The sequence below is a fragment of the Patescibacteria group bacterium genome, from assembly GCA_035549555.1.
In the GTDB taxonomy this organism is placed as follows: domain Bacteria; phylum Patescibacteriota; class Microgenomatia; order UBA8517; family UBA8517; genus Co84-156.
In genome coordinates this window covers 20,994-38,510 of record DASZQR010000010.1, presented here as the reverse complement: position 1 = coordinate 38,510, position 17,517 = coordinate 20,994, and the positions used below count along the sequence as shown (strand labels likewise).

The window sequence follows — 17,517 nt, the reverse complement described above, 5'->3', positions numbered from 1 at the left end:
TTAGAAAGAGTTTAAAGTTTCGTTTATTAATTTATTTATGGAGCCATCAAAAAATTTTCCTTTATAGGAAAAGGTTGCTCCAGCGATAATTTTGGGATCCACTTTTATATCTAAAGCAATCTTATGATCTGTATTTTTTTGTAGCCAATTAGTTATTTTTTCAATTAAAATTTCTGACGGTTCTTTTGGAATTGTTATTTCTAAAAATTCAATTTTTTCAAGAAATTCTTTTATTTTTTTTATCACTTCTTCTTTGTTTTGACCTTCTGTTAATTTTGAAATTGTATCTGCAAATGTTTTTTTGATTTTATTTTTAAGAACAAAATCAAAATTTTCTTTTTCTTCATAAATCGACTTCTCGAGAAGATCTAAATCGTTTTCAATATTTAAAACGTCATCACGAGTTGATACAAAATTAATAATTTCAGAATAAATTTGATCGTTTTGCATTTTCTAAAGCCTTTAAAATAAGTTCGTCTTGTTTATTGTCATCAATAGAGCTTGAAACTATATCTGTAAATTTGCTTTTTAAGAGATCGTTTGCAGTTTTTCTAATTCTTTGAAATTCACTTGCTTTATATTTTTCAATTTCGTCTTTTGCGATATCGTATTCTGCAGAAACAGCTTTATCTTCTCCCCTTTTTTCTTCTATTAGATCTTCGACGGTTTTCCTTTTTATTGAGTTTGCAATATTTTTAGCATTCTTTTCTATAAGTTCTACTGCTTCTAAACTTGCTTTTTGAATTGCATCGTCTAATTTCTCACTTGTAATACGGCTTGTATCAAGGTTTATTTTTCGTTTTATTTCATTTTTTTCAATATTTAATTTAAGATTTGTGTACTTATCAAGCGTTTTTTTATATAGGAAAACTAGATACAAAACACAACCTAAAAGGACTGCAGTTATTAACATAAAAACTATAAATATAATTGACAAAATACTCATATTTTCAGCTTAATAGATTTTTGCCTGTCATGACAGGTGGAATTTCTAAACCTAATAATTTTAAAATTGTTGGAGATATATCAGCAAGGATTCCTTTTGGAATTTGTTTATTAGATCTAAATAAATTTTTACTTACAGCGATGAAAGGCACTGGATTTGTGGTGTGATCTGTGCTCATTTTCCCTTTGTCTGACGTAAAAAAGAAACTGCTTGAGTCATATCTAAGTTTTTGTTCAGCATTTCCATGATCTGCTGTAATCAATAACGTACCATTACAAACCATAACACTTTCGGCGATTTCTTTAAGGCATGCATCGACTGCTTTAATGGCTTTAATAGTTGCTTGTATATTTCCAGTATGCCCAACCATATCAGCATTTGCTATGTTCATAACAATAAATTTATACATGTCTTTGTTTAAAACTTTTTTAAATTCTTCGGTTAAAGAATAAACTGACATTTCCGGCTTTTTGTCATATGTTGGTACATGGGGAGAAGGAACAATTGCGACGTCTTCTCCTTCCTGCTTCTCTTCCCGAAGGCCGTCAAAGTAATAAGTTACAAAACGCTCTTTTTCGCTTTCTGCCATATGCATTTGTTCAATATTATTTTTTGAAAGAATAACAGACAAACAATCAGAAACTATTTCAGGCGGAAAGCCGATGTCATTTACTGGGATATTTTTTTGATATTGTGTCATTGTTACAAAATAAAGGTTTGATAATACCCCTCCTCTTGCAAATGGCTCTTTATCTAAAACAACTTCTTTATCTCCTTCGTGTTTATGTTCGTAATCAACAGCGTAAGGGTCAAATTCCCATGTTAAATTTGATTTTGTAAAATCTTTTATAACAAAAGACATCGTAAGCTGTCTTGGTCTATCAATTCTAAAATTAAAGAAGACCGCAGCGTCGTTATTTTCAACCAAACCGTTTTTGTTAATAATTGTTGGTACGATAAATTCATCAGTAATACCTGCAGCGTAGCTAGCCTTTAAGGCTTCGCTTGCTGAAGTTGCTGTTGGACCGATTGCTTTTACCATTGCCTCATAAGTTTTTTTAGTACGATCCCACCTTTTATCGCGGTCCATTGCATAATATCTTCCAGATATTGTTGCGATTTGGGCAGATTTTGTCTTATTAAGATAATCTTCGAGTTTTGTAACGACATTAATTCCCTCCTGTGGAGGTGCATCACGACCATCTGTGAATAAGTGAATATAAATAGGTCTTGTGTTATTTGTTTTTTGGAAAAATTCTAGTAGTGCATATAAATGATCTATAGATGAATGAACTTTTCCTGTACTTACAAGCCCCATGATATGAATTTTGGAATTATTTTTTTGTGCGTGGAATCCGGCATGATAAAAAGCTCTGTTCTCAAAAAAAGAACCATCCTGAATTGCTTTATTTATTTTTGGAAGATCTTGTAAGATTACACGCCCAGCTCCGATATTTAAATGACCTACTTCAGTATTTCCCACTTCATTTGCCGGTAAACCAACAGATTCTCCTGATGCTAAAAGTTCTGAATGCGGGTAGTTTGCAAGTAGATTGTTATAGTTATCTGGATTTGCAAGAGTAATTGCATTTCCATCTGATGCCGGAGCTATTCCCCATCCGTCAAGTATGACTAGAACAACCGGATTTGTTTTTCCGGCATTTACTTTTACTTTTGGTTTTGAAAAAAGACTAAAAAACATTTATTAAATAATTAAAACTAGATAAGCTGCAACTAGGCCTACAAGAACAATCGCAATCATGACTGCGACGTTTATAATAACGCTTGCCTGAATACGGATTCCTGCCAAAGGATTTCTTCCGATTGCTTCAACTCCCGTTTTTGCAATACGGCCAAAGTAGACAAATCCTATGACAAATGATGAAATAACAAGAATTGAGGCGAGAATGTAACGAAGGGCAGAAATAGGACTTATACCCAAACCTGCAAGGCCGTTTTGTAAAAGAGAAACTAAATTTGTTCTTGCATTTAAATTTAAATCTGTTCGCGGATGGATATTTAAACTTGCTTGAATGGTTCCAATCGCATTTTTGTCAGTAGAATTGTAATCCTGAAGAGCTGTTCCAATCACAAAACCAGGATTAATTGATAACTCTGCCACTCCCGGAATTTTAGAGCTTGTTAAGAAATCTCCCTTTTTAATTTCTCCATTTATAGAAGAAACTCGAAGAGGAACTTCACCTCTTGAAACTACTGTTTGAGAATTAGTTAAGTCTACTATTTGTACATCTGCTGAAGGATTGGAGTCTACAACCCCATACATAGAAGAGTCGTATTCATTTTGACAGAGAATATAGCCTGATGATCCCGAACAAATTATGTCTCCGTCTTGGATATTATTACCACTAACAGAAATTGAAGAACCCACATCTGTAAAAGATTGTGTCTGAGCAAAAACATTATTTGTACTTAAAATTCCTAATATAAATATTACTAATAAAATTTTTTTGGGCATGGCGTATTAAGTAATACTACTTATTACCAAAACACTGGTCAATACCCTATCGAAAAAAATAAGTTGCTTATTGACAAGCTACTTTAATAAATGTCTTAATGTATATACAAAATCTTGGACAATGTCTAAATTTTTGAAGCTAATATAAAAATATTTAAATACTATGAGTAAACTGCCCCGAAATAAATATATCTCCATTAATGAAGCTGCAATAAAACTTGGAGTATCTACTAAAACCTTAAGAAGATGGGAAGTTGCTGGAAAACTTATTGCAGTAAGAACTAATGGCGGCCACAGAAGATATGAAATTTCAAAACTTACAGAGTTAAAGATAAATGGTTTTAAGACGCCAAGAAAAGAATATATAAAGAAAATTGTTGTTAATCAAACTGTTAGTGATACCCCGAAAATAATTAAGATAGATAATATAGTAGAACCTCTTAAAATAAACCCTAATATCATCACTGAAGCATTACCTACTCCAATAGATATATATAATGCCCCAACGCTTGCACCTCAGCAAAAAAATATTCTAAAAATAGTTGGTTTTTCTTTTTTTGGTTTTATTTTGATTGCAGGAGTATTTAAAATTTCTCCCGCAGTAATCTCCGCAACGAACTTATTCAAAGCTAATGCGGATAATATTGCGGTAAATTACTTTCCAGGTATGCCTGGTGCTGTTAAAAGTTTTTTAAGCTCCAGGAATAATAATTTTGCGGATAATAAAGATGTGGCCTCAAAATTTGGACAAAATGTCCAAGTTTTGGCAGCAGAGACAAAAGCTAATGTCCCGGTTTTTAATGTAAACATTGAGTCTTCTTTTAAACAAGTTGCGGATTTTGTAAAGGGTTTAACATCAACCGATGTTTCAACTGGAACGCTGGAAGCATCAGACAATGCAACTTTTGCAAAAAATGTTGATATATCAGGCGATTTGACTTCATCAAGTGCAACATTTAATTTATTACCAAAAAACGTAACATCTCTTAATATCGGACTTACCTCAACTACAACAAGTATTTCAGCAACAACCGGTACTACTACTATTAATAATGATTTAAATGTTAAAGGTGCCACCGCTCTTTCTGGTGCTCTTAATGTCGGTGGTAAGATTACAGGAAGCGGAGATTTAGCAATTTCGGGAGCAAGCGTATTGTCTGGAGCTTTAAATGTTTCTGGAGTGACGACACTTGCATCAGACCTCTCAGCGGCAGGAAACGCAACATTTGGCAATATTACTAAAGTTAATGGAGTGACTTATTCATTTCCTACAACTCAAGGAGCAGGCGGATCTACGTTAACTAATGACGGTTCGGGAAATCTCAGTTGGGTTAGCGGAAGTGGCAGTGGAACAATCGGTTTTTGGACAAGAACTGGAACAATATTAACACCAGCTACTGAAGGAGACACAATAGCAACTACCGGACAAATTGGAGCAGGAACAACAACACCAAGCTACCAGCTTGATATACAAAACCCAATTTCAGCCAACAACGGTATTCTTGCCAACTTTGCTTTATCAAATTCAAATACCGGAGCTGGAATCATTACAAACGGTATAAACGTATCTGCAACCGGGTCTATTCCAGCGAGCGGAACTAATACGAATAACCTTATTAATCTTTCAGCAATAACTGCTGGAAGTAATACTTTTAATGGAATAAATTTTGGTTCAGGTTTATCAAACTATATAAATAGTACAAATTTCATTGTCACTGCCGCTGGAGCAGAGACCCTTAATTCTTCTTTGGTTGCAGTTGGAGTAAATGCCCAAAGCGGACTTCTTCAAGGCACAGGTGGACTAACTTTAACTGGGACAACAAATATAAATAGTACAGGAGTTGCAAATACTACTGTTGGTAATACAAGTGGAACGCTTGCTTTATCTTCTAACGCTTTTAACCTTGATACTTCAGGAAATATAACAGGAGTTCCAAGCTTAGATACAATCAACGTTTCATCTACTGCCTTAACATTTGCAGGAGCTGGAACAATTGATTCAGGAACAGCAAACGCTCTCAATCTTGGGACGGGAAATAACGCAAAAACCATAAACATTGGAACAGGAAATGCTGGCAATATTATTAATATAGGAACAAATGATACAACCGCTGATGCAATTAATATTGCAAGCGCAAAAGACACCACTACACTTGCAGGCAACATTAGTCTTACTAATTTATCACTTGGCACTGGAAGTGCTTTGTGTTTAGATGGATCAAACAATTTAGTAACATGTACTACTGGAACAGGCGGTATTTCTGGAAGCGGTGCAAGCGGACAAATTGCATATTATAACGGGGCAAGTAGCATTACAGGGAATAATAGTTTTTTCTGGAATACGGCAACCACACAGCTCGGAATCGGAACAAATTCAACAACAGCTGGAGTTACTATTGCTGAAAATAGCGGTGACTTAATTGATGCTGGAACAACATCAAGCACTAAATTTACTCTTGATAATTCTGGAAACATTTTAGTTTCTCCTTCAACAAGATATGATACATTAACTTCCGGAACTCTTGGCGTCGGAACAACAAACGCCACAACAGTAAACGTAGGAAACCTGAGCTCAACTACAAATTTAATTGGGGCAACAAATATTAATACAACAGGAAGCGGAAATACAACGATCGGCAACGGAAGCGGAACTGTGGCTTTAAATCTGGGATCTGATGCAACTGGAGATATTTATTACAGAAATTCCGGTGGAACCTTAAGTAGACTAGGGATTGGATCGTCAGGACAAACATTAACAGTTTCAGCTGGAATCCCAAGCTGGGTTGGAGGCTCTGGAGGGACTGGAAGCTCGGGTTTTTGGAGTAGGACATCAGGGGGTGTTTTATCACCTGCAACAGCAACAGATACATTCAATCTAGCTCCTAATACAACAAACGGAACTGGAGTGAACGCTGGATTTAATTTGCAAGCAAACTCATTAACAAGTGGAAACGCTGTTGACATATCAAGCAGCTCAATAACAAGCGGTAATTTATTATCACTTTCTTCTACTTCAACGGCTTTTACATCTGGAGCAATTGCAAACCTCAGCTGGTCACCAAGTGCTTCAACAACTGCAACTGGAGATTTATTAAAACTTAATGTTGGTTCTAATGGAATTTTAGGTAATATTCTTGATGTACAAAATAATGGTTCAACTATATTTGGAGTGAGCCAAACTCAAATAATAGCTGCTCTTCCAACACAGTTCACTGCAGCTGGAGATGTTGGATTTGCATACGATGTTAATTTTACAAATCCGGTTGCAAGTAATATCAAGTCCAGTTCTAATCTTAATATTGCTGCTGGCGAAACATTTAATTCATCAGATCTGACTTTGACAACATATAATGCCGGAAATATTTTACTAAATACAGGTACAAGCTCGACAGGAAACGGGAAAGTTGGAATTGGGCCGTCAGTTACCCCCACTTCCTTACTTACAGTAAACAATGCAAATGAATTATCAAACATAGGACAATCATTAGCTTTATTTAATCAGACTGAAAATCAAGATATTATGACCGCCAGCAATTCAGGGACAACAAGATGGACACTTGGATATCAAGGAAATATAACGGGAACTGCGGTAAATACCAGCGGCAACAGCTATAGTTACACGAATACAGCACTTAATACAACAAGCGCAAATCTTCAGGCACTGGCATTTACAAATGCTGCATCAAGCGGAAGCATAACAGTAAGCGGAGAAAATATAACTGCAACAGGAACTGCAACTTCTGGAACAAACACTAACAATCTAGTAAATTTAAGTGTTGCAGCTGCGGCAAGTAATAACACATTTAATGGTATTAATTTTGGAAGCAATTTAACTAACTATATAAATGGAACAAATTGGGTGGTAACAGCAGCAGGAAATGAAACGATAGCAGGAATAAATGTCACAGGACTTACAGCAAACTCAGCTGTATATACTGATGGAAGCAAGAATTTAACAACATCAGCCCCAAGCTCTGGAGCTCTTGGATATTGGACTAGAACAGGAACTACACTCTCACCTACTACAAGCGGTGATGCTGTGACAACTTCTGGAAATATTTCTACAACTGGGTCAGGAACTATAACTAGCGCGTCAGATCTGGCGGTTAACGGATCAAATTTCACAAGTAGTTCAAGCTCGTTTAACCTACTGAATTCAACCCCAACAACTATTAATTTTGGGGGAAATGCTACAACTGCACTTAATATCGGCAATGGAAATAGTGCCTACACTGCAATAAACTTTGGAAGTGGAACCGGAGGCAATACAATTGGTATTGGAAATGGAGCTAACACAGGAGCGCAAACGATTAATATCGCTGCTGGAGCAGCAGGGGCAAATTCAACAGTAAATATTTTATCAGGAATTGCAACTTCCGGGACACAGACACTTAATCTTGGAACAGGAGCTTCTGCAAAAACAGTAAACATCGGTAATTCAACAGGCGCGACAGCACTGAATTTCACAAGCGGTACAGGAGCTCAAACATTTGCATCAAGTGTTGTAACTGGCACGACAACCTCTGGAGCATTTGCATTCAATGCAAACTCTTTGACAACTGGCGATGGACTTTATCTTAATTCGTCTAGCATAACAACAGGCAATCTGCTAAATATCACATCTACCTCCACTGCTTTCACTTCAGGTAATTTGGCAAGCATTTATTGGAACCCAGGATCTTCTACTACTGCAACTGGAGATTTATTAAAACTTAATGTTGGTTCTAATGGAATTTTAGGTAATATTCTTGATGTACAAAATAATGGTTCAACTATATTTGGAGTAAGCCAAACTCAAATTTCAAATAATTTACCAGTTTCATTTAATGCTCCTGGAGATATTGTTGATGCATATGACTTTTCATTTACGAATCCAGTTTCAAGCAACATAAAATCTTCTGCTCCGCTTACTATTGCAGCTGGCGAAATATTTAATTCTTCTAATTTGACTTTAACTACATATAATCTTGGAAATATATTATTAAATAGTGGAACAAGTACGGGTGGAAACGGACTTGTTGGAATTGGCCCTTCAGTATCTCCTACTTCACTTTTAACAGTTGATAATACCAATGAATTGTCGACAATCGGCCAATCTCTTGTACTTCTTAATCAAACAGAAAGCCAAGATATTTTAACAGCAAGCAATTCAGGAACAACAAGATTTAAGATAAATTCTGCTGGAAACACATTTACAACTCTAAGAAGTACAGGAACTGCAGCACTTTGTCATACTACAAACGGAGCAGGATTTGATGAAATAACAGATTGTTCTGGAACTCCAGCTGCAGATTATGCTGAGTTTTATCCAACAGACGGAAGCGTTGATTATGGCGATATCGTTGCTCCAAGCAGCCAAACCGTAACAACTAAAGTAAGCGACGGTCAAGGAGGAATAATTACCGGACAAACACAGCAAACTTCAGTTTTAACAAAGTCTAGTTTAGCTTATCAAGGAAATGTGATCGGAATAGTATCGAATAACTATAATGACTTTACATCAACCGGATACAATATAGTTGATCCTTCAAATAATCCAAAGCCAGTTGCTCTTAATGGACGTGTTCCCGTAAAAATTGCAACAGATTCTCCTGAGATTGCTCCAGGAGATTATCTTACAACTAGCGATCAACCTGGACGCGCAACTAAAGCTACACAAGCCGGAAGAGTTATTGGTATGGCACTTGAAAACTGGAGCTCTTCAAGCGGCAAAGATACAGTATTGGTTTTTGTAAATAATACCTGGTACGATCCTAACGCTGATGCAATCGCTGCAACAGGAAGCGCACAACTAAACAACATTGCATTAATGCTTCAAGATAGCTTTACAGCAAGCGATAGCGGAATTATTGCAAACTTACACGAGCTTGATACTGCAAAATTGAATGTACTTGGAGATACGACTTTGGGAGATACAGTTGTAAACGGCAAGCTTAATGTTGGCGGATTGACATTTGATGATACTAATCAATCAATAAATGCAATAGGCGTTTTGAAAATTCAAGACTTAGCTTTGGGAAATGTTGAATTTATGAACGGACTGATAACTTTTGATACAAACGGAAATGCAAAGTTCCAATCTGTTACTGCTAATAAATATAATGTTGCTGGAACATCGGCTGGAACAGGCACAATTACAGCTGGAGCAACAAATGTTATTATTAATACTAATGCTGTTAACAACAGCTCTTTAATCTTTGTAACCGCAAGCACAGCAACAAGCAAGGTTTTAGCGGTAACAACAAAGGTTCAAGGAACAAGTTTTACAGTTTCGATTCCGACAGCAGACATCAATAATATTAATTTCAATTGGTGGATTGTTGACAAACAATAATGAAAAAACTTTTCAAAAGAAAACCAAAATTATTTTACGGACTTATACTATTTATAGTAGTTATATCTTTAGTTGGAATAAAACTTTGGGCGGGTAAACCAGTACAAGGAGCATGGTTTGATACCAAGTGGGCTTTTCGACAACGCTTCCCTATTTCCAATACCTCCGGTGCAACACAAACAAATTTTCAGACGCAAATAACATTAGACACTTCAACATTAATAAGTGCAGGGAAAATGCTTTCGACTTGTAACGATTTGCGAATTACAAATGCAACTGGAAAACAACTTCCTTTTTGGATAGAGCCAACTACATGCAATACAGCTTCAACTTTAATCTGGATAAATGTTGATTCGATTCCAACAACAGGAGCTGATGTTTATTTATATTATGGAAATCCATCTGCAAGCCCTGCAGGGTATACAACTAACCAAGTTTTTATTACAGATATGAATCAAGCTGTTGCGGGTTGGCCTTTGGATGATACAACCACTACCCAAAGTTATGCGAGAGCAGTGAATGGTGCGACTAGTACAGGAAGAAATTTAGTTTTAAACGGAACTTTTGATAGCAGCTCAAGTTGGAACTTTAATGGGACAGGTTGGACTATTTCTGGTGGGATGGGAGTGGCTACAAACGCACAAACTACTGACCTTACTTATCAAAATGTTCCTTTGGTAGCTGGAAGAAGTTATCAAATCACTTATACCATTTCTGGTTATACCTCAGGAAGTGTCAGGGTTCTCGCAGGAAATGGTGGCTTTGGAACGATGCGCTCAGCAAATGGAACATACACTGAAAATATTATTGCAGCCGGAGCTTTATATGTGGGATTCCAAATTCCAGTGAATGGAACAACCCTAAATATTGATAACGTTTCAGTTACTGAAGTAAACATTCCCTCTTCTACTGCAACACCAACACAATTACTTACTGATGGAAATATGGAAGCAAGTGGGACGGGGGCGTGGACAGCAGGCGGAAGCGCAACACTTTCGAAACAAACAGGGACTTCCCATGGAGGAACACAAATTTTAAGAATCACTGCAACCGGTGGTACAAATCCTAATGCTTCTCAGAATATTCTTTCTAACAATACTGTTTACAGGGTTTATGGATATGCAAGAAGTGATGGGAATATTGCACCTAAAGTTTATTTGGGAAGTAATCTTATGTGGACTGGAACAACATCGGCAACCTGGCAACCGTTTGACTTTGTAGGTTTAACTTCTACGGGTAATAGTACTTTTTATCTGCTTCAATCAAGCAGTATAAATGGCCAATATGTAGAATTTGACGACGTAACAGTTTCCCTTGATACAGGCATAAGAAGTGATTCTATTTTATCTACACTTGATGGAGATATGGAACAGTCTGGGACTTCTTACTGGAGCACATTAAATGGCGCTACGATCTCGAAAGATGCCAGCAGTCCACATGGCGGAACTCAATCTTTAAAGATAGTCAGCTCTGGCGCCTCAAGCCAGAATGTATACCAGACTTACCTATCTAGCGTTGCAGGAAAAACTTATCGAATTACTGGGTACGCAAGAGGAGATGGAACTGCTGTTCCTCAAATTCTTTTACCAAACGGAGCTGCTTTGTGGACCGGAACAAATTCAAGTTCTTGGCAATCATTTGATGCAACGTATGTATATGTAGCTGCTTCTCCATACGGATCTCCAATTTTAAGGCCTCAAAATACTGCTCCTAACGGCGATTATGTTGAATTTGATGATATTATCATTAACGAAGTCGATCCTCTAGTTGGAATCCCTACAAACGGAGTAACTCTTGGAGCTAGTGCAAACGGCCATCTCACTAATGCATATTCTTTTGATGGCACAAATGATAATGTGAATATTTATTCAGGAAGCTTAAATTCTGTCTTTAATCCTTCTGAAGGAACAATTGTGGCATGGGCAAAAGTAAGTGGAGCTGGAGTGTGGACAGATGGAACTCAGAGAGTGATTGTGAGAATTGGCCGTGTGGATGGAAATAATAATTTAACTATTTCCAAAAGCGCGTCATCTAATACACTTACGGCTTCTTATGTTGCTGGAGGGTCAAATTTAACTGCTAATACAACTACTTCAACAAGCGGATGGTTTATGGTTACACTAAGCTGGTCTAAGAGCAGTGACCAGGTTAAACTTTATTTAAACGGCACGCAATCAGGATCGACTTTGACAGGAGTTGGTACATGGAGCGGAAATTTTCAAAGCGTTAACTCAGTTATTGGAGATGCAAGTACAACACCCGGTTTTCCATGGAGCGGGCTCATTAATGATGTACGAATTTATAATTACGCATTAACACCGGCCCAGATTGCCGCACAATACAACGCATCTTATGACACACAAAACTACACAACTGCAAACGATACAGGACACGAATTGGTGCGAGAGTACAATACAAACATTACAGTTGGAGCGGCTGCAACAGAAGAAGTTGGGCAAGCTTCAATATTAAACTGGCATTTGGACGAAGGAAATGGAACAACTGCAAACGATGCAAGCACAAATGCAAATAACGGAACTTTAGCTGGCACTACTCCACCATCCTGGCAAACTGAAAATAATTGTGTAATTGGTAAATGTTTGCTTTTTGACGGACAGAGCTCAAAAATAACTGGAACAAAGGCAGCTAATAATTTGCAAACTGTAGCTTTCTGGATTTATCCAACTGATATAACAAGCCGCGGGATTATGAACTTAGACGGCGGAACTCACAAAATATCTTTGAGTTCGTCTGGAATTGTAACTGCTACAGGCTGGTCTTCTCCAACATATTATGTAAATGGTATTGCAACAACAAATCCTGTTTTATCCTTAAATCAATGGCAGTATGTGGAAATTACAACAGCAACACCTTTCTCTACTTCAAGCTCTTTTACAGTCGGGACTGACGGGAGCACTTTTACACAAGGATATTTGGATGAAATAAAATTTTATAATTATGCAAGAAGTGCTGCACAGGCACTTGCGAATTACAATTCTGTCGGAAATTTGATTGGAGCTGCAAGACAATACGGACCAAACGGATTAATTGCAAACTGGGGGCTACAAGATACAACTTCTACACAAAGTTATGCAAGTGTAAGCAATGCAGGACAAAGTACTGGACGTAATATAGCTGTTGACGGAGACATGGAAGCCTCAGATACAAGTGCGTGGACAAATGCAGGTTCTGGAGCAGCTTTTACCAAAGATACAACTAATCCTCATGCTGGATCTAGAGATTTGAGAATTACTTGGGTGTCAGGATCTAATCCTTTGGCACAGTTAGTTAGCAATCCAATAGTAATTGGCAGATCATATCGAGTTCGCGGATGGTTTAAATCAGACGGTTCTCATACTTCTGGAGTCTATGACAACTCCACTCCTTTAGCTGTTTCAACTACTGGAGGTTCCTGGGAATCTTTTGATATTACTTATGTTGCCACTACCACAGGTTTACGTTTTCGTGTCAACACTAGCTCTGCTGGATATGCCGATTTTGATGATATTACAGTTCAGGAAGTTAATATTCCTTCTTCTGCAACAACACCAGCTCAACTACTTACTGATGGAAATATGGAAACTTCTGGAACTGCTGCATGGACAGCAGGTTTTTCAGCAACTTTATCAAAACAAACAAACAACCCTCATAGTGGTGCTCTAGTATTAAGAGTAGCTTCAAATGGCTCGCTTCAAGGGTATGCGGGTCAGAATATTCTTACGGTAGGAAATGTCTATCGTATTTATGGTTATGCAAGAAGTGATGGAACCGCTATTCCCAAAATTGCAGGAAACTCTGTAACATATTGGGGCTCTGGAACAAATTCAACAACCTGGCAACCTTTTGATGTTGTGTTAGTAGCTAGTAGTGGATCCTTATTGGCTCTCCAAAATCAGACCACAAGTGGCTATGTTGAGTTTGATGATGTGACAGTTTCACTTGATACTGGAATAAGATCTGATTCTATTTTGTCTACTCTTGATGGAGATATGGAACAAAGTGGAACGAGCTACTGGACAGCTGCAAACGCTGCTACGCTTTCAAAAGATTCATCTGCTTCTCATGGTGGAACTCAAGCTTTAGAAATCTTATGTACTGGCACAGGAAATCCTGCTGCGAGGCAAACGCCACTTTTAACTGGCAAAACCTACAGGTTGACTGGCTGGGCAAAAGGCGATGGTACAGTTGGCCCATCAGTCGTTGTTGCTTCAGGTGCAATTTGGACTGGAACAGCTTCGACTTCGTGGCAATTTTTTGATGTAAGTTGGATTGCAACTTCTAATTTAATCAGTCTTGTCGCTGCTACTTCTAGCAGTGGTAAATTTGTGGAATTTGACGATCTTACATTAACTGAAATTTCACCTCTTTCTGGAATAAATACAAACGGAGTAACTGTAGGAGCTGCTGCAAACGGACATTTAACTAATGCATATAGTTTTGATGGGACAAATGATTTTGTAAATATTTATTCAGGAAGTTTGAATAGCGCCTTTAATTCAAGTGAGGGCACACTTATTGCGTGGGCTAAAGTGAATGGAAGTGGAGTTTGGACAGATGGCTCAGTTAGGAGAATTGTTAGTTTGTCAGTTGACGGCAGCAATCTCATTTCATTGGCAAAATCAAATGCAAATAACACGCTTATTATGCAATATTATGCTGGTGGTACAGCTTCTTATGTCTCTAACGGTTCTGACCCAAGTGGTTGGTTTCAAATTGCTATTACCTGGAGTAAGTCAACCGATCAAGCAAAAGGTTACCTTAACGGCACCCAACAAGGGGCGACGATGACAAATTTGGGTACATGGGCAGGAAACCTTACTTCTAGCAGAGTCACTATTGGAGCCGACACGACTTCAGGTTCCAATCCATGGTCTGGCCTCATCAACGACGTCCGTCTTTATAACCGCGCTTTATCCCCTGCTGAAATTTCACAGCTTTATAACTATGCTCCAGGGCCTGTTGCTTACTGGAAGATGGATGAAGGCACTGGAACAAATGTCAATGATTCATCAGGAAATGGGAATACTGGAACATGGAATGGAACTTTAGGGAGTCAATGGGCTAGTGGAAAATATGGAAAAGGAGGAAACTTTAATGGGACTGATAATTATGTTTCTGTCTCAAGTTCAAATACTTTGGGTCCCACTGCAATTACTATGGCAGCTTGGGTAAAATTACCGTCGGGTTTTGCTTCAAATGGTGATGTAATAAACAGAGGAGATAATAGTGGTTACAGAATGCAAATCACGGCGGGAAAAACAGTTGCTTTTGATGATCGTGGAGCTACCAATCAGGTTAATCCATCCACGACCTTAACTACTGGAGTTTGGAATCATATAGAAATGGTTGGTGATTCTTCTGGCCTAAAAGTTTATTTAAATGGGGTATTGATTGGAAGCAATTCTACAGCCTATGGAGGAACAAATACAGGAAATCTCTTAATAGGTAGCCGTTTTACCAGTTCTGGATATTTGCCAGCAGTTATTGATGATGTGAAAATTTATAATTATGCAAGAACTCCTCAACAAATTTTAGATGATATGAATGGCGGACAAAACGCAAACAATTTGTCTGCGCAAGGAAATAGTTTGCCCAAACCTTTGGACTATTGGAAATTTAATGAAGGTTATGGAACAACAGCAAACAACTCTGGAGTTAACTCAACGGAAACTGGAACATTAAATAGCGCAACATGGTTGCTTAATAATAATTGCAAAGCTAATAATTGTGTAAATATATCTGCAAGTACTAATAATGTTTCTTTTGGAGATGTTAGTTATATTGATTCTCTAACTGGTTTTTCAACTGACTTTTGGGTAAATCCGCAGGTTTTGGGTACTTCTAAGATGATACTTTCAAAAGCGAACACTAGTTCGCAGCGAGTTTTCGCAATCGAGACAGATCCCTCTACTAATAGTGAAATAAGAGTATTTGTTTCATCAAGTGCTTCTGATACAAGTAATTTCTGCAAAACAACTGGACTTGGACTAACTACTGGAACTTGGCAGCATTTAGCAATTGTTTATGATGGCACTGGACCTACTATTACTGTATATAAAAACGGAAATCCTATTACCTGTACTGTAACCGGCACTATTCCCTCTTCTTTAGTTTCAGGAACTACAAGCAATTTGAAACTTGGGCAGGGAGATGATTCAACGCCAACTGCACTTCTTGCATATTATGATGATCTTAAAATTTATAATACTGCCCTATCACAATCGCAAATATTATTAGATCAAAACGGCGGACAAGCTGAAGACTTTGGAACAAGAAGCGCGCCTGAAGCAAATCAATTAACAGATACTGCTGGAAACCCACCAGTTGCTTACTGGAATTTTGATGAAGGAACTGGATCCACCGTCAATGATTCCAGCGGAAATTCTAACACAGGCACTTGGCAAGGAACACTAGGAAATCAGTGGGCAACAGGCAAATATGGTAAAGGAGGAAATTTTAATGGAAGCGATAATTATGTAAGCACTAACACTTCTACAAGTACCACTACTATGCCAAATTTTACAAGTGAGGCTTGGTTTAAAACAGGAACTGCTTCTGGACACGATATAATTTCACTTGGTGGAACTCAAACAGGGACAGACAATAGTCATTCGAGAGATTTATACATGGGTGCTGACGGAAAAATTTATTTTGGAATTGCAGACGGTGGATCAAATATTTATACAGTAAATTCACTCTCAACTCTTAATGATGGCAAGTGGCATTTTGCAGTTGGAACTTATACGAGCTCTACTAAGGCAATAGCTCTTTATATTGACGGAGTATCGCAAGGAACCACAAATGACACAGGTGAATCAAGTTTTTCAGGCTGGTGGCGTATTGGAAGTTATAGGTTAACAGCTTGGACGCAAGCTTCGGATGGTTATTTCACAGGTCAAATTGACGACGTCAAAATCTACAATTACGCCCGAACTCAAGCTCAAATTGCATATGATTATAACCGTGGGGCGCCAGTTGGATGGTGGAAATTTGATGAATGCCAGGGAACTACAGCTAATGATTCATCCGGGAACAGAAACACAGGAACAATAACAATTGGAGGAAGCGGAACTCAAACTTCTGCAGGAACCTGCAACACAAGCGGAACTGCCTGGGGAAACGGTGTCGTCGGAAAGTTTGATTCTTCCCTTAATTTTGATGGAACTGACGATTATGTCAACACTAATTCTACCTTTAGTTCAATTTTCCAAAACAGTTACAGTATTTCCTTCTGGATGAAGCCAAGTAATGGACATCCTGCAGGCATTCAAAGCATGTTTGGGAATGCTGAAAGTGTAAGTTGTGGAGGAAACCCATGTATTGTCAAATCGTTCTTAAACGGTGATGGAACAATTGAATTTCAGTTTCAACCGGGGGGAGCTACTACTGCTGATGCAAAGACAAATAATGCTATTTTTGCAAGTGGACAAGGAAACTGGACACATGTAACAATTGTTGCCAATTCTACAATCAATGGTATTGGAGGAATTTTGATTTATATTAATGGACAACTTGCAACATTAAATGCAACAAATAACGGAAGTACTGCTAGTGTTACTTTTTCTGGTTATACTGCTATTAATAAACTATTCCTTGGAGCCCGTGATAGTGGAACTGCTAGCCAACTTTTTAGTGGCCAAATTGATGATGTCAGAATTTATAACTATGCCCTATCACTTACACAGGTGCAAAAACTTTATAATGACGGATTTAGCACTTTTTACGGACCTAGCACAGGTACTCCATAAGAGATAGAATGAA

Annotated in this window: 6 protein-coding genes; 2 read left to right on the top strand and 4 right to left on the bottom strand. The window is 37.7% G+C overall.

Annotated features, from left to right (window positions below; translation table 11 throughout):
- The 4 genes from VG895_00730 to VG895_00715 are packed head-to-tail and all read right to left on the bottom strand — an operon-like array spanning position 1 to position 3,422.
- Positions 1-450: a F0F1 ATP synthase subunit delta gene (locus tag VG895_00730; protein ID HWA51565.1), complete on the bottom strand. Its 450-nt coding sequence runs from the start codon at positions 448-450 to the stop codon at positions 1-3.
- Entirely contained in the window at positions 425-913 is a 489-nt protein-coding gene (locus tag VG895_00725; protein ID HWA51564.1) for a hypothetical protein, read from the bottom strand. Before VG895_00725 ends, VG895_00730 begins: the two co-directional genes overlap by 26 nt.
- Positions 914-950: 37 nt before the next feature.
- Positions 951-2,648 carry a 2,3-bisphosphoglycerate-independent phosphoglycerate mutase gene (locus tag VG895_00720; GenBank protein ID HWA51563.1) on the bottom strand — a complete coding sequence of 566 codons (1,698 nt, stop codon included), beginning with the start codon at positions 2,646-2,648 and terminating at the stop codon, positions 951-953.
- A 3-nt stretch (positions 2,649-2,651) separates the two neighbouring features.
- Positions 2,652-3,422, bottom strand: a complete 771-nt coding sequence (locus tag VG895_00715) for a hypothetical protein (protein ID HWA51562.1) — start codon at positions 3,420-3,422, stop codon at positions 2,652-2,654.
- 163 nt (positions 3,423-3,585) lie between these two features.
- Between VG895_00715 and VG895_00710 the strand changes: the two genes are divergently transcribed.
- Positions 3,586-9,756: a MerR family DNA-binding transcriptional regulator gene (locus VG895_00710; protein HWA51561.1), complete on the top strand. Its 6,171-nt coding sequence runs from the start codon at positions 3,586-3,588 to the stop codon at positions 9,754-9,756.
- A complete protein-coding gene (locus VG895_00705) occupies positions 9,756-17,504 on the top strand; it encodes a DUF2341 domain-containing protein (protein ID HWA51560.1) in 7,749 nt (2,582 codons plus the stop codon). Before VG895_00710 ends, VG895_00705 begins: the two co-directional genes overlap by 1 nt.
- Positions 17,505-17,517: the final 13 nt, after the last annotated feature.

Bases quoted from the DNA above. Each gene is read 5' to 3' on its own strand.
- VG895_00730 (HWA51565.1), bottom strand. From the start codon at position 450: ATGCAAAACGATCAAATTTATTCTGAAATTATTAATTTTGTATCAACT.
- VG895_00725 (HWA51564.1), bottom strand. From the start codon at position 913: ATGTTAATAACTGCAGTCCTTTTAGGTTGTGTTTTGTATCTAGTTTTC.
- VG895_00720 (HWA51563.1), bottom strand. From the start codon at position 2,648: ATGTTTTTTAGTCTTTTTTCAAAACCAAAAGTAAAAGTAAATGCCGGA.
- VG895_00715 (HWA51562.1), bottom strand. From the start codon at position 3,422: ATGCCCAAAAAAATTTTATTAGTAATATTTATATTAGGAATTTTAAGT.
- VG895_00710 (HWA51561.1), top strand. From the start codon at position 3,586: ATGAGTAAACTGCCCCGAAATAAATATATCTCCATTAATGAAGCTGCA.
- VG895_00705 (HWA51560.1), top strand. From the start codon at position 9,756: ATGAAAAAACTTTTCAAAAGAAAACCAAAATTATTTTACGGACTTATA.